Origin of the sequence: Bacillus sp. FSL K6-2944 (assembly GCF_038005385.1) — a bacterium.
Taxonomy (GTDB): domain Bacteria; phylum Bacillota; class Bacilli; order Bacillales; family Bacillaceae_G; genus Bacillus_A; species Bacillus_A cereus.
In genome coordinates this window covers 661,458-682,305 of record NZ_JBBOTE010000003.1, presented here as the reverse complement: position 1 = coordinate 682,305, position 20,848 = coordinate 661,458, and the positions used below count along the sequence as shown (strand labels likewise).

Genomic DNA, 20,848 nt, shown 5'->3' with positions numbered 1-20,848 from the left:
ATGTATATGACCTCCCTCTCCAAAGTTTACTCCTGATTTCCTAACTCAATTGCACTCATTAATCGTTCAGAGAACTGCTGTGCTGCATTGACTCCCATACGTTTTAAACGGAAGTTCATCGCTGCTACTTCAATAATAACAGCCAAGTTTCGACCAGGACGAACTGGAAGTGTAATCTTCGTAAGCTCTGTATCAATAATTTTCATCTTCTCTTCATCAAGACCTAGGCGATCGTAATTTTTCTTTTGATCCCAAATTTCAAGATTAATAACAAGTGTAATACGCTTATAATTTCGTACTGCCCCTGCACCGAATAACGTCATAACGTTAATGATACCTAGACCACGAATTTCTAATAAATGCTCGATTAAATCTGGTGAGCTTCCGACTAACATGTCTTCATCTTCTTGACGAATTTCTACACTATCATCCGCAACAAGACGGTGACCACGCTTTACAAGCTCAAGAGCTGTCTCACTTTTACCAACGCCACTTTGACCTGTAATTAAAACACCAACGCCGTAAATATCTACTAACACACCATGAACAGCAGTTGTTGGTGCTAACTTACCTTCTAAATAGTTTGTTAAACGACTTGATAATCTCGTTGTCGTTTGAGAAGAACGTAATAAAGGCATACCTGATTCACGTGATGCTTGTAATAACTCATCTGGTACATCTTGATTACGAGTTACAATAATACATGGCGTCTCCTCAGTACAAAGCGCTTTCATTCTCTCTTGTTTTTGCTCTGACGTTAACGTGTCAAAGAACGTAAGCTCCGTCTTTCCAAGAAGCTGCACACGATCTGCTGGATAATATGTAAAAAATCCTGCCATTTCAATTCCCGGTCGTGATAAATCACTTGTATCAATCGGACGATGAATGCCTTCTTCACCACTGATTAACTCCAATTGAAATTGTTCAATTAAATCTTTTGTCCTTACTTTCGGCATATGTATAAACCTCCACTCCGCTGCGGGTTCAGTCTCGTTTGATGTAAAATTCCATTCTATCGGATATTGTACCATTTTTTTCTGGAAACAAGAAATACGGTTTCTAATAAATAGAAAAAAACATTTCATACGAATAATGAAATGTTTTTCTTTTTGTCACTTTCTCTTTTTTTCATATAGAGGTTCAACAATTGCCTTTTCAATTATCATATTAAAAATTGAAATACAAATTGCCGCAACAATCGCTACACCAAATCCTGATATATTAAAAGCATCTCCTAATAATGAATCTGCTATTTTTAACGTAATCGCATTAATAACAATTAAGAAGAAGCCGAAAGTTACAACAGTAATTGGTAGCGTAATTAAAATTAAAAACGGCTTTACGAACACATTTAAAACCGCCAATATAATACTAGCAATAATTGCAGTTTGTATATTTGCTACGTAAAATGCATCTGGTGCAATCCCTTTTAAAAGTCCCGATACAGCGATTAACACAACGCTATTTACAAGAAGTGATACAATCCATCTCATTTCGTCACACATCCTTTTAAACATATATATTTCATCATACGCTAATAGATAATAAACGCAAGTATGATACAAACACTTATATCAACTTATTCTATCTTTCATGCTTGTATACCTACTAACATGCTTACCAGTTTTTCCTCGTAAAATAAAAACCGAGCGTCATTTCCACTCGGTTTTCATCAATAAACTTATTGCGATAACTCTACTTCTTTTATTTTCTCTTTCATTCTTGCTTTATCACGATTTAAAATCTCTTTTAAATACTTACCTGTGTATGAGCGTTCTTCTTTCACTACTTGCTCTGGCGTTCCGGAAGCAACGATTTGTCCACCTTTATCTCCGCCCTCTGGTCCAAGGTCAACGATATAATCAGCTGTTTTAATTACATCTAAATTATGTTCAATTACAAGTACCGTCTCACCGCTCTCAACAAGACGTTGCAGCACTTCTAGAAGACGTGCAATATCATGCGCATGCAAACCAGTCGTTGGCTCATCTAAAATGTATAACGTACGACCTGTAGAACGACGGTGTAATTCAGAAGCTAATTTCACACGCTGTGCTTCCCCACCAGATAACGTTGTTGCTGGTTGACCTAATTTCATATAACCAAGCCCAACATCTACAAGCGTTTGAAGTTTACGCTTAATTTTAGGAATATTGGCGAAGAATTCTACTCCATCTTCAATTGTCATCCCTAACACTTCAGAAATATTCTTATCTTTATATTTCACTTCTAACGTTTCACGATTATATCGTTTACCGTGACAAACTTCACACGGAACATACACATCTGGTAGGAAATGCATTTCAATTTTAATAATTCCATCACCACGGCACGCTTCACAACGGCCACCTTTTACGTTAAAGCTGAAACGTCCTTTTTGATATCCGCGCACTTTCGCTTCATTCGTTTGGGCAAACACATCACGAATATCATCGAATACACCTGTATACGTCGCTGGATTAGAACGTGGTGTACGACCAATTGGCGATTGATCAATATCAATTACCTTATCTAAATGCTCAAGACCTTTAATCTCTTTATGAGTACCTGGCTTTGCTTTCGCTTTATATAACTTTTGTGCTAACGATTTATATAATACTTCATTAATCATCGTACTTTTACCAGAACCAGATACACCCGTTACCGCTACAAACGTACCAAGCGGGAATGACATTTTCGCGTTCTTTAAATTATTCTCTTTTGCGCCGACAATCTCTACTTTACGTCCATCACCTTTACGTCTTTCAAGTGGAACTGGAATAAACTCTTTACCACTTAAATACTTCCCTGTTAATGAATTCTCATCTTGCATAACTTCAGCCGGTGTCCCCGCTGAAACGACCTGTCCACCGTGAATACCTGCACCAGGCCCTATATCAAGTAAATAGTCAGCAGCCATCATCGTATCTTCATCATGTTCAACAACGATTAACGTATTGCCTAAATCGCGCATTTCTTGCAATGTACGAATAAGACGATCGTTATCACGCTGGTGTAAACCAATTGAAGGCTCATCAAGAATATAAAGTACGCCAGTTAGACGAGAACCAATTTGCGTCGCTAAACGAATACGCTGCGCCTCACCACCTGATAAAGTTCCTGCGGCACGACTTAACGTTAAATAATCTAAACCAACGTTCACTAAGAACCCAACGCGCTCCTGAATTTCTCTTAAAATTAAATGAGCTATTTTTTGTTGCTTCTCCGTTAGCTCTACATTTGAGAAGAATTCTTGTACTTCTTGAACTGAATACTTCGTTACGTCAGCAATCGTTTTATTGCCAACAAATACAGCTAAACTCTCAGGCTTTAAGCGTCCACCTTTACACTTTGGACAAGCTTGTTCTGCCATATACTTTTCCATTTGCTCACGAATGTAATCGGAACTCGTTTCGCGATAACGACGTTCAATGTTTGGAATAACACCTTCAAATAAAATCTCATTTTCCTTTACTTGACCAAATTCATTTACATAGCGGAAATAAACTTTCTCTTCCCCGCTTCCGTACAACACTTTATCAAATAAATCTTTCGGTATATCTTTCACAGGCATATCCATATCAACGCCGTAGTGATTACATACAGATTGTAAAAGTTGTGGATAGTATTGTGAACTTGTCGGTTCCCAAGGTGCAATCGCATGTTGATTTAATGATAAATCCCAGTTCGGGATAACAAGCTCTAAATCTACCTCTAACTTTGAACCAAGTCCATCACAAGAAGGACATGCTCCGAACGGACTGTTGAATGAGAACATACGCGGCTCTAATTCTCCGATTGAAAAACCACAATGCGGACAAGCATGATGTTCACTAAACAGAAGTTCCTCTTCTCCCATTACATCAATTAACACTCGGCCTCCGCCAAGCTTTAATGCACTTTCAAGTGAATCAGCAAGGCGGCTTGCGATTCCTTCTTTTACAACAATACGGTCAATTACAACTTCAATGGAATGCTTCTTATTTTTATCTAACGTAATATCTTCAGATACATCAAGCATTTCACCATCAACACGTACACGAACATATCCTTGCTTCTTAATATCTTCAAGTACTTTCACATGCGCACCTTTACGCCCAGAAACGATAGGCGCTAACACTTGTAATTTCGTACGTTCAGGATATTCAAGAACACGGTCTACCATCTGCTCTACTGTTTGTGACGTAATTTCAATGCCATGATTCGGACAAATTGGCGTACCAATTCGTGCAAATAATAAACGTAAGTAATCATAAATCTCCGTTACCGTTCCGACAGTTGAACGTGGGTTACGACTCGTCGTTTTTTGATCGATTGAAATTGCTGGTGACAATCCTTCAATCGTGTCCACATCCGGCTTATCCATTTGTCCTAAAAACTGGCGCGCATACGCAGATAACGATTCTACGTATCTGCGCTGCCCTTCTGCATAAATCGTATCAAATGCTAATGATGATTTCCCCGAACCAGACAATCCCGTTACAACGACAAGCTGATTTCTCGGAATGGTTACATCAATATTTTTTAAGTTATGTGCTCTAGCACCTTTTACAACGATAAAATCCTTGCTCTTACTCACTTTTTTCACCCTTCCGCTTTTAATTCTAATAGTAAATCTCTTAGTTCAGCTGCACGCTCGAAGTCTAACGCTTTTGCTGCTTCTTTCATCTCTGCTTCCATCTTCGCAATTGTCTTTTCGCGCTCTTTTTTCGTCATTTTCTTAGCAGGAGTTGCTTCGTATGTTTCTGTCTCTTCAGCAGCTGTCGTTGCACGGATAACATCACGAACGCCTTTTTGAATCGTTTTCGGCGTAATACCATGCTCTTCATTGTAAGCTTCTTGTATACTACGACGACGCTTCGTTTCTTCAATCGCAATTCCCATAGATTTCGTTATACGATCTGCATACATAATAACGCGGCCGTTTTCATTACGCGCGGCACGACCGATTGTTTGAATTAATGAACGTTCTGAACGCAAGAACCCTTCCTTATCAGCATCTAAAATAGCTACAAGTGATACTTCCGGAATATCTAATCCTTCTCGCAATAAGTTAATGCCGACAAGTACATCAAATTTACCGAGGCGAAGATCGCGGATAATTTCAATACGTTCTAACGTTTTAATTTCAGAGTGAAGATAGTTAACTTTAATTCCTACATCTTTTAAGTAATCCGTTAAATCCTCTGACATTTTCTTCGTTAAAGTCGTAATTAATACACGTTCATTTTTTGCAATACGATCTTGAATCTCTCCTAATAAATCGTCAATTTGCCCTTCAATTGGTCGTATATCAATTGGTGGATCTAAAAGCCCTGTTGGACGAATAATTTGTTCTATTACTTCTGGCGACTGCTCTAACTCATACGGTCCTGGCGTTGCTGAAACATAAATAACTTGATTCGTTTTCTCTTCAAACTCATCGAATGTGAGCGGTCTATTATCTAAAGCTGACGGCAGACGGAATCCATGATCCACAAGCACTTGCTTACGCGCTTGGTCCCCGTTATACATCGCTCTTACTTGTGGTACTGATACGTGCGATTCATCCATAACGATTAAGAAATCTTTCGGGAAATAGTCTAATAGCGTATACGGCGTTGCCCCCGCTGGACGAAGTGTTAAATGACGGGAGTAGTTTTCAATACCTGAACAAAATCCCATCTCGCGCATCATTTCTAAATCATAACGTGTACGCTGTTCTATACGCTGCGCTTCTAACAACTTGCCGTTATCATTTAATTCCTTTAAACGCTCTTCTAATTCTTTTTCGATATTTTCAATAGCGACCTTCATCTTTTCTTCACGTGTAACGAAGTGAGATGCTGGGAAGATTGCTACATGATCACGTTCTGCTAATACTTCACCTGTTAACGCATTTACTTCACGAATACGATCGATTTCATCACCGAAAAATTCGATTCGAATACAATGCTCATCAAGTGATGCCGGGAAGATTTCAACTACATCTCCTCGCACACGGAATGTACCACGCTTGAAATCAATATCATTACGTCCATACTGTACATCAACAAGTTCACGAAGCAATTGATTACGGTCTTTTTCCATACCAACTCGAAGCGAAACAACTAGCTCGCGGTATTCTTCTGGAGAACCTAAGCCATATATACAAGAAACACTCGCAACAATAATTACATCGTCCCGTTCAAATAATGCAGACGTTGCCGAGTGACGCAATTTATCAATTTCATCATTAATCTGCGCATCTTTTTCAATAAACGTATCTGTTTGTGGTACATACGCTTCTGGCTGATAATAATCGTAGTAACTAACAAAATATTCAACTGCATTATTCGGGAAAAAGTCTTTCAACTCACTATATAACTGCCCTGCTAACGTTTTATTATGAGCCATAACAAGTGTTGGCTTTTGCACTTCTTTAATGACATTTGAAATCGTAAATGTCTTACCCGTTCCTGTTGCTCCAAGCAACACTTGCTTTTTCTTTCCACTATTAATTCCCTCTACAAGCTTCTCTATAGCTACCGGCTGATCACCTTGCGGGGAATACGCTGAGACAATTTCAAATTGACGTTCCAAGAAAATCCGACCTCCTCATAAAAATCTGTATTATTATTTTACCACGAATACCTATAAAAAACCTAAAAAAACGAACAGATATTCGGTAAAGTTTTCGACAATATACACATAGAAAAAGGAAGGAGTAAATACTTCCTTCCTCTACTAACTCTATTTTTTTGATACATATAATAAGTCATATCCATTGCGTCCATCTTCATTCGTACAATCTGTTAACCGATAAGTACTTTCTGATTCGCGCTGCTCTTTAACAATACTTTTACAACTATCTTTATGTAATCCTTTATGGTCACCAGCAAACTTGTCTTGTCTACTATCTAACACATAAAGGATATCTTTCCCACTATGCTCTAACGTTTGAAAAACCGGGTCACCTTCATCGGTATACTGTACAATTCTTATTTTATCAACTTCCCCTTGATCAACGTTCATAACGAACTGTTCGAATTTATCTAGATTGGAAGTTCCTACTCCCTTTACAATGACATCATTCTTCTTATCAATTGTAGTGCTAGATGGTGAACATGCTACTAAACTAAAGAGAAATAGACATATACAGCTGATTCTTTTTTCTATTGTCATCCTCTCCTATAAAAATTATTTGTATACCAGAAAAGCTACTTTCAACTATGAAAGTAGCTTTTCTTTTCCTTTCTCCTTCTTCGGAAAAATCACATATGAAAATGAAATTGCTGTATCAACTAAAAATACAATCGCCCACACTTGGCTCACGCGACTTGCAGCTTTATTTAAAACGATTCCCGATTCTAACCAATTACCCCATTGTTCAAATGGAATAAATCCATACGCGAAGAAAAAGAATATGTGCACACCAACGAATAAAACAAGATGTAATACCCAATTTTTTATTTCCTGCTTTGCATAGGCCATGCCTGTTAATTCTACCTGTTCTTCAATAATAGGCGCCGGTTCATTACGCCATTTCGCAACTGATTTTTGTGCAAATATATCAAGCTTCTTCAAATCCTTTTTCCCGTAGAAAACTGCATACAATAAAATAATTACAGTAATAATTTGAAAGTTAGAGAACTTTCCTGTTTGATAATAGTCCACTACTCCTAAAGTTAAAATAAACACTTCATTTACGAGGAGTACAATTCCCATAATAAAACTCGCCTTTTTCAAACGGAATCCGTAGCGAAGTAAAAAGAAACCGATAGCTGATAACCAAAATACAATTTCTGCCCCAATTAAAAAATACCAACGATATTCTGCGAGTATGCTCATTTATCCTTCTCCCTTTCATCATAAATACGAAAAGCCTCATCCATATACACTAAAAGTTCTTCTTCAATTGGATACATGCTCATTTTCTGTGAATCTTCCTTCGATTTTCTAACTTCCCATAACTTATCTAAAAACGCTTCATCACCATTGGCCATTTCTAAACACTTCTGCATTAATCTCTTCATTGCCCCTTGTACCTCATCACTAGCAGCTTCTTTACCGTCTTTCATAAAAGTGCGTAATTGCTTTAATAAATCTACCCATTCTAAAACATTCGGATCTTCCTTACTCATGTTTGGTAAATTATGAAGCAATTTTTGTTCTTCCTTTGAAAATACTTCATTTTGAAATATTTCACGTATACGAGGAGACTGCTTCGAAAGCTGAATCAGTTCAAACATAACTTTCCAATCGAGTTCTCCCTCCACATCTACCGAATAAACAACTGCTTGTAAAACACTCTCCATTCGATTAAATTTCTTTTGTTCTTCCTGTACAAACCGAAGTTGTTTTTCAAGCGAATTTTTTAAATCCAGCTCACCTTTTACTAACATATTCGCAGTTTCTTTTAATGAAAATCCCATTTCTTTTAAAAATAAAATTTGTTGCAAACGAATAACGTCACTTTCACTATATAACCGATGTCCACCCTCTGTTTTTCCGCTCGGCTTTAATAAATCTATTTGATCATAATAACGTAGTGTACGTACTGTAACCCCTGTTTCTCTCGTCAGTTCTTGTATTGAAATCACTACCATCACCTCTTCCCTTTCATTATAAAAGATGACGTTACGTAACTTTCAAGCTTTTTGTAAAAAAAATACAAAAAGCTGTTTATACAAAATGTATAAACAGCTTTTATGGAAATAACCCCTTTTGTATGGCGCGCCCACAAAATAAAATAAGTGCTCCAACAACAACACTCGTTGCCGTTTTATGATAATGGGCTAATAATAATAAATAATACGATAAACCTACAGTACCAATCATAATACAAATACTCGGCACTGGATTACGAGAAAAGTTTTGCATTCCCCAAAGAAGCGAAAATATAGCTGTAGCGACACATAACACCGGTAATCCCATCCCAGTTCCCCTTTTTCTATCTATTATTCCTTGTTGCTAACACACTCGTTGATGCGATACTAATTAATAAATCAAAACCAATCCTTATATATTTAAACGTTTACTCTAATTGAAATCTCTCAAGCTTATCATTTATTTTCTTTCTCCTTACTCCAGCGTAAAGATTTCCTCCACCTTCACTCCAAAATATTTGGCAATTTTTAAAGATAACTCTAGACTCGGATTGTAATGATGATTTTCAATCGCCACTATCGTCTGCCGCGTCACCTGCATCGCCTTTGCCATTTCAACTTGTGTTATATGATTTTGCTTTCTTAACTCTTTTATTTTATTTTTCACACCCATAGGATCCACCTTCAAAAGTAAAGATATCTTTACTTAAATTATAAATATTTTCCAGTTATAAGTAAAGATATCTTTACAAATTTTAGAAAAATGTTTCATTGAACATCTACTCTAACAAAGTACAAGAGTAATTCAATTTATATCAGCGATTTTCTAAATATATCAGCGCAACTTGAAATATATCGGCGATTTCCCAAATATATCAGCGCAACTCCATTTATATCGGCGATTTTCCAAATATATCGACATCCGTAGCGCTACTATAATCATAAGAAAAAGCTGTCCCCAAACACCTTCGGGAACAGCTTTCTCCTCTACTACATAAATCCTAACGCATATACAAGAACGTATCCAAGAACCGATAAGCAAACCGAGCCAATCAGCCCCGCCACAAATGCTTTACTTCCTAATTTACGGAACGTTTTAAACTCTACATTTAAACCGAGCCCTGCCATCGCCATTGCGATAAGCATGTAAGCAAGAACAACAATGTATCCCGCAACAACTTCTGGAATAATCCCGAGCGAATGCACTGCACTCATCGCTAAGAACCCGAAAATGAACCATGGTATTGGAAGTTCGCGCCACGATTTCTTTTCTTTGCTACCTTCACTCTTACCAAACCATAGACCAATTAAAATCGCTACTGGCACAAGCATTGCTACGCGCGTTAACTTCACAATAACTGCGATGTCTACAGCAGTACTTCCTCCTGGCGCCGCAGCTGCGATGACATGAGCGATTTCATGAAGCGTCGCACCTGAGAATACACCATAACCGTACGGAGATAAACCAAGCACCGGATATAATAACGTATAAATAAGCGTAAATATGGTACCTAAAATCGCGATGATTGCTGCCCCAACTGCTGTTTCATCGTCCTTCGCTTTGACTTGCGGTGCAATTGCCACGACCGCGGCTGCGCCGCAAATTGCCGTACCGCATGCTGTTAAAATCCCAAGTTTCTTTTCTACTTTAAATACTTTCGTTAGTCCGTATACAACAAAAATAGTAAATGTAATAACAACCGCCGCGATGACCAATACTTTCGGTCCCGCCTTCGCAATATCAACAAGATTTAATCGCATTCCAAGTAAGATGATCCCAAAGCGCAGCAACTTCTTACTCGCAAAGTTCGTTCCTGCTATCGCATCGTGAGGAACTCCAATTGCAGCGCGCCAAACCATCCCAATTAGAATAGCAATTACTAATTGTCCCATAATATTTAAAAATGGAAGCTCTGCTAAATATTTCGCGGCAATTGCGATTAATAATGTAATCCCAATTCCTTGCGAAAATCCAAAACGCTTCTTCTTTTGTATAACAAGTGTTTGTTCCATTTTGAACCACTCCAATAATCGTATTGGAACATGCATGTTCTTTCTACTTACATTATAAGAAAGTTTCTATAATAAGTTTAATACCAATACCAAATCTCTATCATCAGAAATACTTATGATAAGATGATAGAAAAAGAAAGGAGCCCATTATATGAACGTAGACATTTTAAAAATTTTTGTTACTGTCGTTGAACAGAAACACTTCTCCCGTGCAGCAGAATTATTAAACCTTTCACAGCCTGGAGTAAGTATGCATATACGCAACTTAGAAAACGAATTTGACACTACACTTATTCAACGCTCCCCGAAGCACGTCCAAGTTACGGAAGCTGGAAACATATTATATATACATGCAAAGCAAATGCTCTCTCTTTACGAAGATGCTAAACAAGAAATTAATGAACTACATAACGTTGTAACAGGAACACTTCGCATTGGTGCTAGTTTTACAATTGGCGAATACTTACTTCCAAAAATACTGGCTAACTATGCGAATGAAAATCCACACGTCGAAGTTCATACTTTCATCTCAAATACAGAAGACGTTTTGCAAAGCCTTCGCTCTAATCAAATTGATATCGGCCTAGTGGAAGGACAAGTCGTATACGCCGACGTAGATGTTGAAACATTTATGCAAGATGAAATGAAGCTCGTCGTCCCGCCAAATCATCCATTACTCCGCACAAATGAAATAAATGAAAGTACACTCCAAGATCAAGTATGGGTATTAAGAGAAAGTGGTTCTGGTACACGCGCTTATAGTGACCGCTTTATTCATCAACACCATTTAAAAATGAAACGATTCTTTACATTCAGTAGTATCCAAAGCGTAAAGGAAGCTGTTAGTGCCGGGCTTGGCATCGCTATCCTTTCTGATTGGACTGTACGGAAAGAGCTATTAGCAAAAGAACTATTCCACGTCGAAGTTCCAAATGAACAACTAATCCGTCCGTTTTCCATCGTACGCGGTAAATATTTCATTCCATCTAAAGCCATTCAAGTGTTCTTAAATCATGTAGATTCTTTTGCGAAAAAACAGAGTTGACCCTCACATTAGTGTGAAGGTTTACAATACATGTAGAAGGAGTGAAACGCATTGCGAATTGGAGAATTATCAAAAAAAACTGGCGTTAGTGAAAGATCACTAAGACATTACGAAGAAAAGGGCTTACTCCCTTCTAAGCGCCTTGCAAATGGTTACCGTGATTTTGATGAAAGTGCCATCGAAAAAGTGGAGCTTATTCAAATGTACTTACAAATTGGCTTAAATTTAGAAGAGACGGCAAGGATGCTGCGCTGCCTTGAAATTGAACCGCACCTGTACGACAATCCGTGTAGCAGTATCCTTACGCTTTACGAAGATAAACTCAATGAAGTAACAAAGCAAATCACATTACTTTCCAACATCCAAGCGAATTTGCAAAAACACGTTTCACTCCTAAAACAAGCAAAAGAAAAGGAATGATTACATGTTTGTTATACATGGCAGTTCAAGACAAAACGGAAATACAGAAGCTTTAACACATATGATGATAGAGGACATTGAAACAGAACAAATTTATTTGCGTGATCATACCGTCTATCCTATTACAGACCAACGTCATGATGCAGAAGGATTCCAATCCGTAAATGATGACTATGAGCAGTTAACCAAACGCATGCTAGAGCACGACACGATTATCTTTGCTACACCATTATATTGGTACGGAATGAGTGGACATATGAAAAACTTTGTTGATCGCTGGTCACAAAGCTTGCGCGATACATCTCTTCATTTCAAAGAAAAAATGAAAGGCAAAAAAATGTATGTTGTCATCGTTGGCGGGGATAATCCAAAGCTAAAAGCATTACCGCTTATTGCTCAATTCCAATATATCTTTGATTTTGTTGGTTCTTCATTTGAAGGTTATGTTATTGGAGATGCGAATGGACTGGATGAAATTAAAAACGATGCTGAGGCGCTAGCTAAGGCACAAGTTTATAATAACGAATTCAAAAATCACAAGCTGAAATAAGTTTGACAAACTATTTAGACTTAGCGACGCAAGAAGAATTAGAAATCATGTTACAAGAATACCCTGGTACAATACTTTTCATTAGCCATGATCGTGCCTTTATTCGCTCTGTTGCAGACCATATTCTACAAGTAGACGAGAGTGAACCAAGGGTATTCCACGGTAATTACGAACAATACACAAAAAGAACAACGGGGGATTCTGTAAACGTTACTGAACAAGAACTATTACGATTACAAACAAAACTAACAGAAATCATTGGCCGAGTTTCCATACAAAATCATCACGATGACATCACATCTCTCAACCAAGAATACGAAACATTATTAGCTCAAATCCGGAAATGTAAGGAAGCGCTCTAATGTCTTCCCTATATATCGACAAGGCCTTCCGCATTTCCCAAGAAATATTGAAACTTCGACATAGAATATAAAAAGCCGTGCATTGAAGTGACCCCTAAAAGTTAGACACGGTTATTTCATTAGGCAGCTCGATAAAAATGAGTCCGGTATTGCACCGGGCTCATTTTTAATTTTGCTTTTATCCGTTTTGTATTGTAATAATCTATATATTTTTCTAATTCTATTTTGAAGTGCTCTACACTTTCAAACTCTTTTATGTAGAGAAACTCAGACTTCATGATTCCAAAGAAATTCTCCATTACTGCGTTGTCATAACAGTTGCCTTTACGAGACATACTTTGTACGATACCTCTTTTTTGTAATGCGTGACGGTACTGTTTCATTTGATAATGCCACCCTTGATCTGAATGCATCATTAGTTGGTGATTTTCAGGTAAACCTTCTAATGCTGTCTCTAACATTTCTGAAACAAGTGAATACGTCGGTCTAGAGCCAATTGTATAGGTAATGATTTCACCATTATACAAGTCTAATACAGGTGATACATAAAGTTTCTCACCGAATAATTTAAATTCTGTAATATCGGTTACCCATTTTTCATTTGGCGTATCTGCCGTAAATTTACGCTCTAAAATATGAGATGCAATTTTACCGACTGTTCCTTTATAAGATTTATATTTTTTCATACGTACAAGACATTTTAAACCTAACTCTTTCATAATTCGTTGCACTTTTTTATGATTCACTATTTGATTACGATTGGCTAACTCATCACGAATACGACGATATCCATAACGACCTTCGTGTTCATCATAAATCGCTTTAATTTCTACTTTTAAATCGGCATCTGGATCGATTCTATCCATTTGTTTTACATAAAAATAATAGGTGCTTCGAGGGATATCCGCTAACTTTACTAATTCTTTCACTTGAAACTCATGCCTTAATTCATAGACTACTTGTGCCTTGTCTTGTTTGGTGATTTTTCCTTGTTTTGAACTAAGGCATTCAACTTTTTTAAATACGCATTTTCCATACGTAAGCGTTCTAATTCAGCTTGTAACGCTTCAACTGAACCTTCTGCCGGAATCTTTTTAGTATCATGTTTTGTGTTTTTATTTTTCATGGATGGACGCCCCTTTTTCTTTGGTTCAAGGGCATCTAAGCCACCTACTTCAAATTGCTTCTTCCATTGATAAACCGTTGTAAAAGAAGGAATCATGAAGATAGCCGCTGTATCCATTAACGATATACCCGATTGAGCCATAAAATTTAGTACGTCTAGTTTAAACTCTGCGGTGTAATTTGTATAGACCTCGTGTAAACCTTCTTCTCCATGGAGTTCGTATAAGCGTAACCAGTATTGAAATTGTGCCTTTGTAATATGCATCTGTTTTGCATATTCTGCTTGAGAAATTATTTTCGGATTAAATCCTTGAACGAGCGTTAACTTTAAATCCTTCGTAAATTTTGTCATACAAAAAACTGCACCTCCAATTGTTAGACTGTGTCTAACAATTGGGGTGCAGTTCACATTAGCACGGCTTTTTACTTTAAATACGAACAGCAGTCCCGCTCACTGCAACCATTAGCATCCCTTCGCGAACTACTTCATAATCCACGTCGATACCGACAATTGCATTTGCATTTTTTTGTCTTGCGAAAGTTTTCATCTCTTCCATTGCGATGTCACGCGCTTCTTTTAATTTACTTTCATAAGCGCCAGCACGACCGCCGACAACGTCACGGACAGAGGCAAAAAGGTCACGAACGATATTCGCGCCCATAATCGCTTCTCCATTGACGATATCGATATACTCAATAATTTCTTTTCCTTGAATTGTAGACGTTGTTGTTACAATCATACTTTATAGCCTCCCATATGAGATTTTTACCTACTTATGGTGCACTAATTCTGTACAAATTATATTTACGAACTAAACTGAGCTTCGTATAACCTACTGTATCCTCCACCTTGCTCAATTAATTCATTATGTGAACCTTGTTCTGCAATACCATCTTTATTTACAACGACGATGCGATCTGCATTTTTAATCGTTGCAAGTCTGTGAGCGATAACTAATGTTGTACGGCCAACAGATAGCTCCGCAAGCGATTTTTGAATCGCAAGTTCTGTCTCTGTATCTAATGCAGAAGTTGCTTCATCCAATATTAAAATTGGAGGGTTTTTCAAGAACATACGAGCAATAGCTAGACGCTGCTTTTGTCCACCTGAAAGTTTCACGCCGCGCTCACCGATAACAGTATCTAAACCGTCCGGCTGTGAGTAAATTAAATCTTCTAATTGCGCACGTTTTACTGCCTGCCAAATTTCAGCTTCTGATGCTTTTAAATTTCCGTAAGCGATATTTTCACGAATTGTTCCTGAGAATAAGAACACGTCTTGCTGCACAATTCCAATTTGCTTACGAAGTGAAGATAATGTCATATCTTTCGTATCAATTCCATCAATTTGAATCGATCCAGATGATTGCTCATAAAAACGTGGTAATAGGCTACATAACGTCGTTTTCCCAGCTCCTGATGGTCCAACGAACGCAACTGTTTCACCTGCATGTATTTTCAAACTAATGTCATTTAAAATCGGTTCTTTGTTTTCATATCCAAACGTAATGTTGTTATATTGAATATCACCGTGTACATGCTTCACTTCCATTGCATCTTTAGAATCTACAATGTCAGGCTCTGTTTCAAGAAGCTCTACATATCTTTTAAAACCGGCGATTCCTTTCGGATAGCTTTCGATTACCGCGTTAATTTTTTCAATTGGGCGGAAGAAAATATTCGTTAATAGAACGAATCCGATAAATCCACCGTACGTTAATTCTCCTTGCAGAACAAACCATGTACCGCATATTAAGACGAAGAGCGTTACGAGACGCATGAGCATATAACTAATCGATGAATTTAAAGCCATAATTTTATACGCCATTAATTTCGTTGTACGGAAACGAGCGTTGTTCACAGCGAATTGCTCTTTCTCAAACTTTTCATTTCCGAATGCTTGTACAACACGAATGCCCCCTACATTGTTCTCAATGCATGCATTAAAATCAGCAACATCTGAGAATAAACGTCTAAATGTACCTGTCATTTTTTTATTGAAGTACAGCGCTAACCATAATAGGAATGGAATGACGAAGAACGTTAATAACGCTAACTTCCAGTTGATCATCATCATAAATGAGAATGCCCCAACTAAAGTCATTACGGCGATAAATAAATCTTCTGGTCCATGGTGAGCAATTTCCCCAATTTCCATTAAATCGTTTGTAAGGCGTGAAATTAAATGACCTGTTTTATTATTATCAAAAAATCTGAATGATAGCTTTTGAATATGATCAAATAATTTCTGCCTCATATCTGTTTCAATGTTAACACCAAGCATATGTCCCCAATATGTAACGACATATTGTAAGCCTGCGTTTAACATATAAACTGCGAGTAAACCGAAACAAGCCCATAAAATAAGCGTCCAGTTTTGCCCTGGCAATAACTTATCAATAAATTGATTTACGATAAGCGGGAAGCCGAGTTCTAATAATCCTGCGACAACCGCACAAGAAAAGTCGAGTATAAATAAACCTTTATACGGTTTATAGTACGAGAAAAATTTACGCAGCATATTTTACCTCCATTTTCCAAAATTAAAAAGACTCCCTAAATGATAACCATTATCAAATAATTATTCAAGTTATCCGTCTATGAAACTACAAAAATGAACAAATCTGAAAAAGCCTAACTCCCCATTTATACCAATGAGAAATTAGGCTTTTTTCTATATGTTACGTATCTTATTAAAACAAAGGTGCTCTACTAGTAGAGATGCCCTTCTATTTCCCCACAAATACACTCTTTAAATAATTTGAAACTTGTAATCGTGCTTGGAGACCTTTATCCATAATGCCCGCCATCCAGAAGAAACCATGGACCATCCCTTCGTAGCACTTATATTCTACAGGAATCCCAGCTGCCTCTAAACGTTTTGCGTATGCAGCGCCATCATCTCGTAGTGGATCATATTCCGCTGTAATAATAAGCGCTGGTGGCAAATTCTCTAACTCATTATTCACTGAAGGGGATGCAAAGACATTGTACCTATCAATTTCGTCACGTAAATACATTTGTGTTGCCCAAAAAACTCCTTCAGTTGTAAGTAAATAACCTTCAGCATTGTCTCGATATGATTGTGCTTTGAAAGTTAAAGTAAGATCAACTACAGGATAAACTAATACTTGAGCCACCAATGAAAGATTGTTGAATTTTTGAGCCATAATAACAACTGCTGCTGCAATATTTCCACCAGCACTATCTCCACCAATTGCGATTTTTGTTTTATCTGCATTAAGCATAGAACTATTTTCAGCTACCCATTTAGTAGCTTCATAACAATCTTCTAACGGAACCGGGAATTTATGCGTAGGAGCTAAGCGATACTCTACCGCAACAACTATACACTCCGCGTCATGCGCTATATTTTGGCATAAAGTATCTACAGCCTGAATATCTCCTGCTACCCATCCACCACCATGTAAATATACAAAAACAGGTAATGATTCCTTTTCATTCGGTGTATAAACTCGAAGTTTAATTTCACCGTCCTTCACAGGGATATAGAAATCTTCCACCTTAAATACAGCTTTTGCTTCTCCGTGCTCTTCTCCTGTAAGTGTATTCAAATTTCCACCTTGCGCAAGAAACGATTGAACTTGTAAATCTAAAGTCATACATAAACCCTCCCTAAAATTTTCTCATTATATTTGGATTTGAAAATAACGACGAACCGTTTCTTCAATCTCATGTTTTTTTAGTTTTTCTTTTATTCTCTCTTTTCCGTTAACGATAATCAGCATATCTCCTAGCAAAGTAATACGCCCATTTTCTGTCACTCTTGAAAGGAAATACATTTTGTTGAACATCGAATCTGGAGCTGTTTCAGTTAAAACACAAATTGGATGAATGTTCTCTAGGTTCCATTTATGAGAAGGCTGCTCAAAACGATATAGAATTTCCCACTTATCATCAGTCTTTTTTTGCAAATAATAAAATGATGTTGTCTCGTCTTTATTTACTCGGTAAAGACCATCACTATCCACAACTTCCTCTCCATTCAGCGGGACAGGAATTCGTGGTGAATTACCGCCCATACCTACATCCACCAAATACTCTTTATTATCAATTGATACGATTATGAATAAATGAGCATTTTCAAGAGCCCACATTCCTTCTCTTACATATACAGTCCCTGCCATAAGATAGGGATCAAATCCTAATTCTTTTAGCAGAAAATAAAATATTCCGTTTAACTCGTAGCACACGCCACCCTGCTTCGCATGAACAATTTTTTGATATAAATCTTCTTTACGCAAAGATAGAGGTTTTCTTGCAAGAATATCAAGATTCTCAAAGTGAACGTTGAGTACATGTTGCTTTTGAAGATGAGATAAGTAAGAGAAACTCACCTCTCTTTTTTCAGATTGAATATGCTCTAAATATTTTTGAATATCCAAAATTATCCACCTCATTTTTTATCTATATATAAATTTTTACAGTATTTCTTTTCACACTCATATTATAAAATTGATTATTGATAAACAAAAATATAAAATAATTATCATATTAATAACTTCAAGTATATAAGAGAAGGTGAACATATTTTATGGAATTACTGCAGCTCAAGTATTTTAAAACAGTCGCTCGGACGGAACATATAACAAAAGCGGCACAAGAACTGCATATCTCTCAACCAGCTTTAAGCGTTACTATCGCTCGATTAGAAGAGGAAGTAGGAGTTCCCTTATTTGACCGAATTGGGCGTCAAATTCGCCTAAATGCTTTCGGAAAAACTTTTCTCAAACAAGTGGATACGGCCCTTGAGGCTCTGGAAACTGGTAAACGACAAGTTACAGATATGGCTGGATTAGAACGAGGAAGTGTTTTAGTAGCTACTACAACTTTAAATCGTGTCTCTGAATTGCTAGCGCCTTTTCTAGCCTTATATCCACACATTAATTTCCGTATAACACAAGCATCTACAGAGGAATTAAAAATTCAGCTTCTTGAAAAAGGCGAAATCGACTTTTGTCTCACACCTTCACCTATTGATCGACTAGGAGTCTATAGTCTTCCATTAATGACTGAAGAGATCGTACTAGCTGTACCAAGTACACATCGACTCAAAGATCGCGACCGTATCAAGCTAAGTGAAGTAGCAAACGATCCTTTTATCTCCCTAAAACCAGGGTATAGCTTCCGTGAGATTACAGACAATTTCTGCAGACAAGCCGGGTTTACGCCTAACATTGTATGTGAAGGAGATGAACCTGCAGCAATAAGCGGCTTAGTACGCACTGGACTTGGCGTTGCTTTTTTACCAATCGCAGCAAAAAAGGAATTACCACCGCTAACGCTTCTCCAGCTTGAAGAACCCGTTTGCCAATGGACACCTCATTTAGTATGGAATGAAAAACACTACTTATCACTTGCTGCACAAACGTTTCGTGAATTTGTTGTGCAACATTACGCTCAAGTAAAACCGTAAATCAAAAAAGAAGAGGCTATATAACTACAATGTTATACAACCTCTTCTTTTATTTGTTACATCGCTTCCGAATCCCACTCATGCTCCTGTTCAACGAATACAATACCTAATTCGTGATGTCCACCAGCATATAATGCAGTTTGTGCAAGACGAAGCTCACCATTTGTATCTAATACTTCTAATTTACAAAATGCTCCTGTCGTCTTCGTTTGAAGCGCATCATAAAATTCCTCGGCGCTTTTTGGAATGACTCCATTTACTTTCGTAATAATTTCTCCAGGCAGTAATTTCAGCTCTGTTCCAATTGTATTTGGAATTGTATCTAGTACAATGAGCCCATCATTGCGTGCAGCAAAATACGCTGGTCTTGTTTCATCGGCAATTTTCTCTTGCATCGAAATTGTGAAACGCCCAAGCATCGCGACTCCCATCGCGATAATTGCAAGTACGTGCCACCAGTAACTTGCGATTCCTAAAACGAGCACAAGTCCTGCTAACCCATAAACCCGTCTTCCTGTAAATAATAAAGCTTCCGTCGGCTCATAACTTTTAATATTTCTCATAAATCCAATTAAAAATGGAACGAGGAATAGAGAATATGTATTTGAACCTATTGAAACGACAGGCCACCATGAAATAAACTGCGTTACCGCATCACCCGGTACAAGAATAAAAATAGGAACGATCCATAAACGCTTTGATTCGTGTAAACCAATCTTTAATCCACGCTTCCCCTGCCTAATCCTCGGCGTCGAATATCCTACTGCGTTTTTAGAAATCAATAAGCCTTCTACAATAAGCATAACGCCTAGTAAAATAACAAGGGATACAATGGTACTCTCTTCACCTTCTCGAAGCTGTAAAAAGGAAACTGGTAGCTTAGAAGATAATAGAACACATACAATCGCAATGCTAAATGTATAAGCCGCCGATAAATATCGATACATAGCCGTTAATCCAAATAGTAACGTCCAAATTAAAATGGCCCATAAGCTTGCTTTAGAAACAACAAGTCCAAGCCCAATCGTAATAATAGATACTACTAATCCGTATCCAATCCCTGCAAATAGAGAGGTTCGCAGTTCAAACCAAATATCATAAACTTTAAAAGAAAAATCTTTTCGTTCTCTTAACATACGTAAGTATCCAACGAAGATACTACTTATTACAAATATATAGACAGCAGGGTGTAAGAAAAAACGTCCAACTGCCCGCATTATTTCAAAAATCCACGCCTCCACGAACTCATTCACCACCATTTATATCATTCTTTCTTTTTATATTATCATAACTAAACAAACGTTTGTTTAACACAAAAAAATACAGGCAGCAAACTGCCTGTATTTCTTC

General features: G+C 37.4%; 21 protein-coding genes. 5 read left to right on the top strand and 16 right to left on the bottom strand.

All coding sequences use genetic code 11. The annotated features are described in order from the left end of the window. Positions 1 to 26: 26 nt before the first annotated feature. The 10 genes from hprK to MHH55_RS30080 all read right to left on the bottom strand — a co-directional run bounded on the left by hprK (position 27) and on the right by MHH55_RS30080 (position 10,559). The gene (gene hprK / locus MHH55_RS30125) at positions 27 to 956 is read right to left on the bottom strand and encodes an HPr(Ser) kinase/phosphatase (protein WP_001127250.1); all 930 of its coding nucleotides are present in this window, start codon (positions 954 to 956) and stop codon (positions 27 to 29) included. A 156-nt stretch (positions 957 to 1,112) separates the two neighbouring features. Next, complete coding sequence (locus MHH55_RS30120; RefSeq protein WP_001267308.1) at positions 1,113 to 1,493, bottom strand: phage holin family protein; 381 nt, start codon at positions 1,491 to 1,493, stop codon at positions 1,113 to 1,115. 188 nt (positions 1,494 to 1,681) lie between these two features. After that, positions 1,682 to 4,558: an excinuclease ABC subunit UvrA gene (uvrA, locus tag MHH55_RS30115; protein ID WP_048538377.1), complete on the bottom strand. Its 2,877-nt coding sequence runs from the start codon at positions 4,556 to 4,558 to the stop codon at positions 1,682 to 1,684. Positions 4,559 to 4,563: 5 nt separating this feature from the next. Then, complete coding sequence (uvrB, locus tag MHH55_RS30110; RefSeq protein ID WP_000441059.1) at positions 4,564 to 6,540, bottom strand: excinuclease ABC subunit B; 1,977 nt, start codon at positions 6,538 to 6,540, stop codon at positions 4,564 to 4,566. A 150-nt stretch (positions 6,541 to 6,690) separates the two neighbouring features. Further along, positions 6,691 to 7,122, bottom strand: a complete 432-nt coding sequence (locus MHH55_RS30105; RefSeq protein WP_000151273.1) for a DUF4362 domain-containing protein — start codon at positions 7,120 to 7,122, stop codon at positions 6,691 to 6,693. A 45-nt stretch (positions 7,123 to 7,167) separates the two neighbouring features. After that, positions 7,168 to 7,788 (bottom strand): hypothetical protein, encoded by a 621-nt coding sequence (locus MHH55_RS30100; protein WP_000025211.1) that lies wholly within the window; start codon positions 7,786 to 7,788, stop codon positions 7,168 to 7,170. Continuing rightward, positions 7,785 to 8,546, bottom strand: a complete 762-nt coding sequence (locus tag MHH55_RS30095) for a MerR family transcriptional regulator (protein WP_031312723.1) — start codon at positions 8,544 to 8,546, stop codon at positions 7,785 to 7,787. The genes MHH55_RS30100 and MHH55_RS30095 overlap by 4 nt, the downstream gene beginning before the upstream one ends. Positions 8,547 to 8,646: 100 nt before the next feature. Further along, positions 8,647 to 8,874, bottom strand: coding sequence for a hypothetical protein (locus MHH55_RS30090; protein ID WP_000524139.1), 228 nt, complete (start codon positions 8,872 to 8,874; stop codon positions 8,647 to 8,649). 147 nt (positions 8,875 to 9,021) lie between these two features. Beyond that, on the bottom strand, positions 9,022 to 9,219 hold the full coding sequence (locus MHH55_RS30085) for a helix-turn-helix transcriptional regulator (protein WP_000538364.1): 198 nt from the start codon (positions 9,217 to 9,219) through the stop codon (positions 9,022 to 9,024). A 317-nt stretch (positions 9,220 to 9,536) separates the two neighbouring features. Further along, positions 9,537 to 10,559: a YeiH family protein gene (locus tag MHH55_RS30080; RefSeq protein WP_000438432.1), complete on the bottom strand. Its 1,023-nt coding sequence runs from the start codon at positions 10,557 to 10,559 to the stop codon at positions 9,537 to 9,539. A gap of 151 nt (positions 10,560 to 10,710) precedes the next feature. Here MHH55_RS30080 and MHH55_RS30075 point away from each other — a divergent pair, with 151 nt between their 5' ends. Genes MHH55_RS30075 through MHH55_RS30060 form a run of 4 tightly spaced genes read left to right on the top strand, consistent with a single transcriptional unit; the run spans position 10,711 to position 12,936 of the window. Next, positions 10,711 to 11,604: a LysR family transcriptional regulator gene (locus MHH55_RS30075; protein ID WP_017656402.1), complete on the top strand. Its 894-nt coding sequence runs from the start codon at positions 10,711 to 10,713 to the stop codon at positions 11,602 to 11,604. Between the two features lie 51 nt (positions 11,605 to 11,655). Then, complete coding sequence (locus MHH55_RS30070) at positions 11,656 to 12,024, top strand: MerR family transcriptional regulator (protein WP_048538376.1); 369 nt, start codon at positions 11,656 to 11,658, stop codon at positions 12,022 to 12,024. A 4-nt stretch (positions 12,025 to 12,028) separates the two neighbouring features. Further along, a complete protein-coding gene (locus MHH55_RS30065) occupies positions 12,029 to 12,574 on the top strand; it encodes a flavodoxin family protein (RefSeq protein ID WP_048538375.1) in 546 nt (181 codons plus the stop codon). Between the two features lie 2 nt (positions 12,575 to 12,576). Beyond that, positions 12,577 to 12,936 carry a macrolide transporter gene (locus tag MHH55_RS30060; protein WP_017656400.1) on the top strand — a complete coding sequence of 120 codons (360 nt, stop codon included), beginning with the start codon at positions 12,577 to 12,579 and terminating at the stop codon, positions 12,934 to 12,936. A 119-nt stretch (positions 12,937 to 13,055) separates the two neighbouring features. Here MHH55_RS30060 and MHH55_RS30055 read toward each other — a convergent pair. The 5 genes from MHH55_RS30055 to MHH55_RS30035 all read right to left on the bottom strand — a co-directional run bounded on the left by MHH55_RS30055 (position 13,056) and on the right by MHH55_RS30035 (position 18,467). Continuing rightward, positions 13,056 to 14,413 (bottom strand): IS3-like element ISBce18 family transposase gene (locus MHH55_RS30055; protein WP_139362596.1). Its coding sequence is split into 2 segments (ribosomal slippage): positions 13,056 to 13,957 and positions 13,957 to 14,413, totalling 1,359 coding nucleotides; the frame shifts between segments, so codons are not numbered across the junction. A gap of 76 nt (positions 14,414 to 14,489) precedes the next feature. Next, a complete protein-coding gene (locus MHH55_RS30050; RefSeq protein ID WP_000637523.1) occupies positions 14,490 to 14,801 on the bottom strand; it encodes a heavy metal-binding domain-containing protein in 312 nt (103 codons plus the stop codon). A gap of 65 nt (positions 14,802 to 14,866) precedes the next feature. After that, entirely contained in the window at positions 14,867 to 16,582 is a 1,716-nt protein-coding gene (locus MHH55_RS30045; RefSeq protein ID WP_000944620.1) for an ABC transporter ATP-binding protein, read from the bottom strand. Between the two features lie 208 nt (positions 16,583 to 16,790). Continuing rightward, positions 16,791 to 17,684: an alpha/beta hydrolase gene (locus MHH55_RS30040; RefSeq protein WP_017656399.1), complete on the bottom strand. Its 894-nt coding sequence runs from the start codon at positions 17,682 to 17,684 to the stop codon at positions 16,791 to 16,793. Positions 17,685 to 17,711: 27 nt separating this feature from the next. Then, entirely contained in the window at positions 17,712 to 18,467 is a 756-nt protein-coding gene (locus MHH55_RS30035; RefSeq protein WP_048538374.1) for an arylamine N-acetyltransferase family protein, read from the bottom strand. Between the two features lie 149 nt (positions 18,468 to 18,616). Between MHH55_RS30035 and MHH55_RS30030 the strand changes: the two genes are divergently transcribed. Further along, entirely contained in the window at positions 18,617 to 19,498 is an 882-nt protein-coding gene (locus MHH55_RS30030) for a LysR family transcriptional regulator (protein WP_048538373.1), read from the top strand. A gap of 56 nt (positions 19,499 to 19,554) precedes the next feature. On the opposite strand, the gene MHH55_RS30025 is transcribed toward MHH55_RS30030, so the two are convergent. After that, positions 19,555 to 20,757 carry a PDZ domain-containing protein gene (locus MHH55_RS30025; RefSeq protein WP_078186849.1) on the bottom strand — a complete coding sequence of 401 codons (1,203 nt, stop codon included), beginning with the start codon at positions 20,755 to 20,757 and terminating at the stop codon, positions 19,555 to 19,557. Positions 20,758 to 20,848 lie beyond the last annotated feature (91 nt).

What these genes read in the sequence shown, in the direction of transcription:
- MHH55_RS30075 (WP_017656402.1), top strand. Translation starts at nt 10,711, where the DNA reads ATGAACGTAGACATTTTAAAAATTTTTGTTACTGTCGTTGAACAGAAA.
- MHH55_RS30080 (WP_000438432.1), bottom strand. Translation starts at nt 10,559, where the DNA reads ATGGAACAAACACTTGTTATACAAAAGAAGAAGCGTTTTGGATTTTCG.
- MHH55_RS30040 (WP_017656399.1), bottom strand. Translation starts at nt 17,684, where the DNA reads ATGACTTTAGATTTACAAGTTCAATCGTTTCTTGCGCAAGGTGGAAAT.
- MHH55_RS30045 (WP_000944620.1), bottom strand. Translation starts at nt 16,582, where the DNA reads ATGCTGCGTAAATTTTTCTCGTACTATAAACCGTATAAAGGTTTATTT.
- MHH55_RS30050 (WP_000637523.1), bottom strand. Translation starts at nt 14,801, where the DNA reads ATGATTGTAACAACAACGTCTACAATTCAAGGAAAAGAAATTATTGAG.
- MHH55_RS30090 (WP_000524139.1), bottom strand. Translation starts at nt 8,874, where the DNA reads ATGGGATTACCGGTGTTATGTGTCGCTACAGCTATATTTTCGCTTCTT.
- MHH55_RS30120 (WP_001267308.1), bottom strand. Translation starts at nt 1,493, where the DNA reads ATGAGATGGATTGTATCACTTCTTGTAAATAGCGTTGTGTTAATCGCT.
- hprK (WP_001127250.1), bottom strand. Translation starts at nt 956, where the DNA reads ATGCCGAAAGTAAGGACAAAAGATTTAATTGAACAATTTCAATTGGAG.
- MHH55_RS30085 (WP_000538364.1), bottom strand. Translation starts at nt 9,219, where the DNA reads ATGGGTGTGAAAAATAAAATAAAAGAGTTAAGAAAGCAAAATCATATA.
- MHH55_RS30100 (WP_000025211.1), bottom strand. Translation starts at nt 7,788, where the DNA reads ATGAGCATACTCGCAGAATATCGTTGGTATTTTTTAATTGGGGCAGAA.
- MHH55_RS30025 (WP_078186849.1), bottom strand. Translation starts at nt 20,757, where the DNA reads ATGGTGGTGAATGAGTTCGTGGAGGCGTGGATTTTTGAAATAATGCGG.
- MHH55_RS30095 (WP_031312723.1), bottom strand. Translation starts at nt 8,546, where the DNA reads ATGGTAGTGATTTCAATACAAGAACTGACGAGAGAAACAGGGGTTACA.
- MHH55_RS30065 (WP_048538375.1), top strand. Translation starts at nt 12,029, where the DNA reads ATGTTTGTTATACATGGCAGTTCAAGACAAAACGGAAATACAGAAGCT.
- MHH55_RS30105 (WP_000151273.1), bottom strand. Translation starts at nt 7,122, where the DNA reads ATGACAATAGAAAAAAGAATCAGCTGTATATGTCTATTTCTCTTTAGT.
- MHH55_RS30030 (WP_048538373.1), top strand. Translation starts at nt 18,617, where the DNA reads ATGGAATTACTGCAGCTCAAGTATTTTAAAACAGTCGCTCGGACGGAA.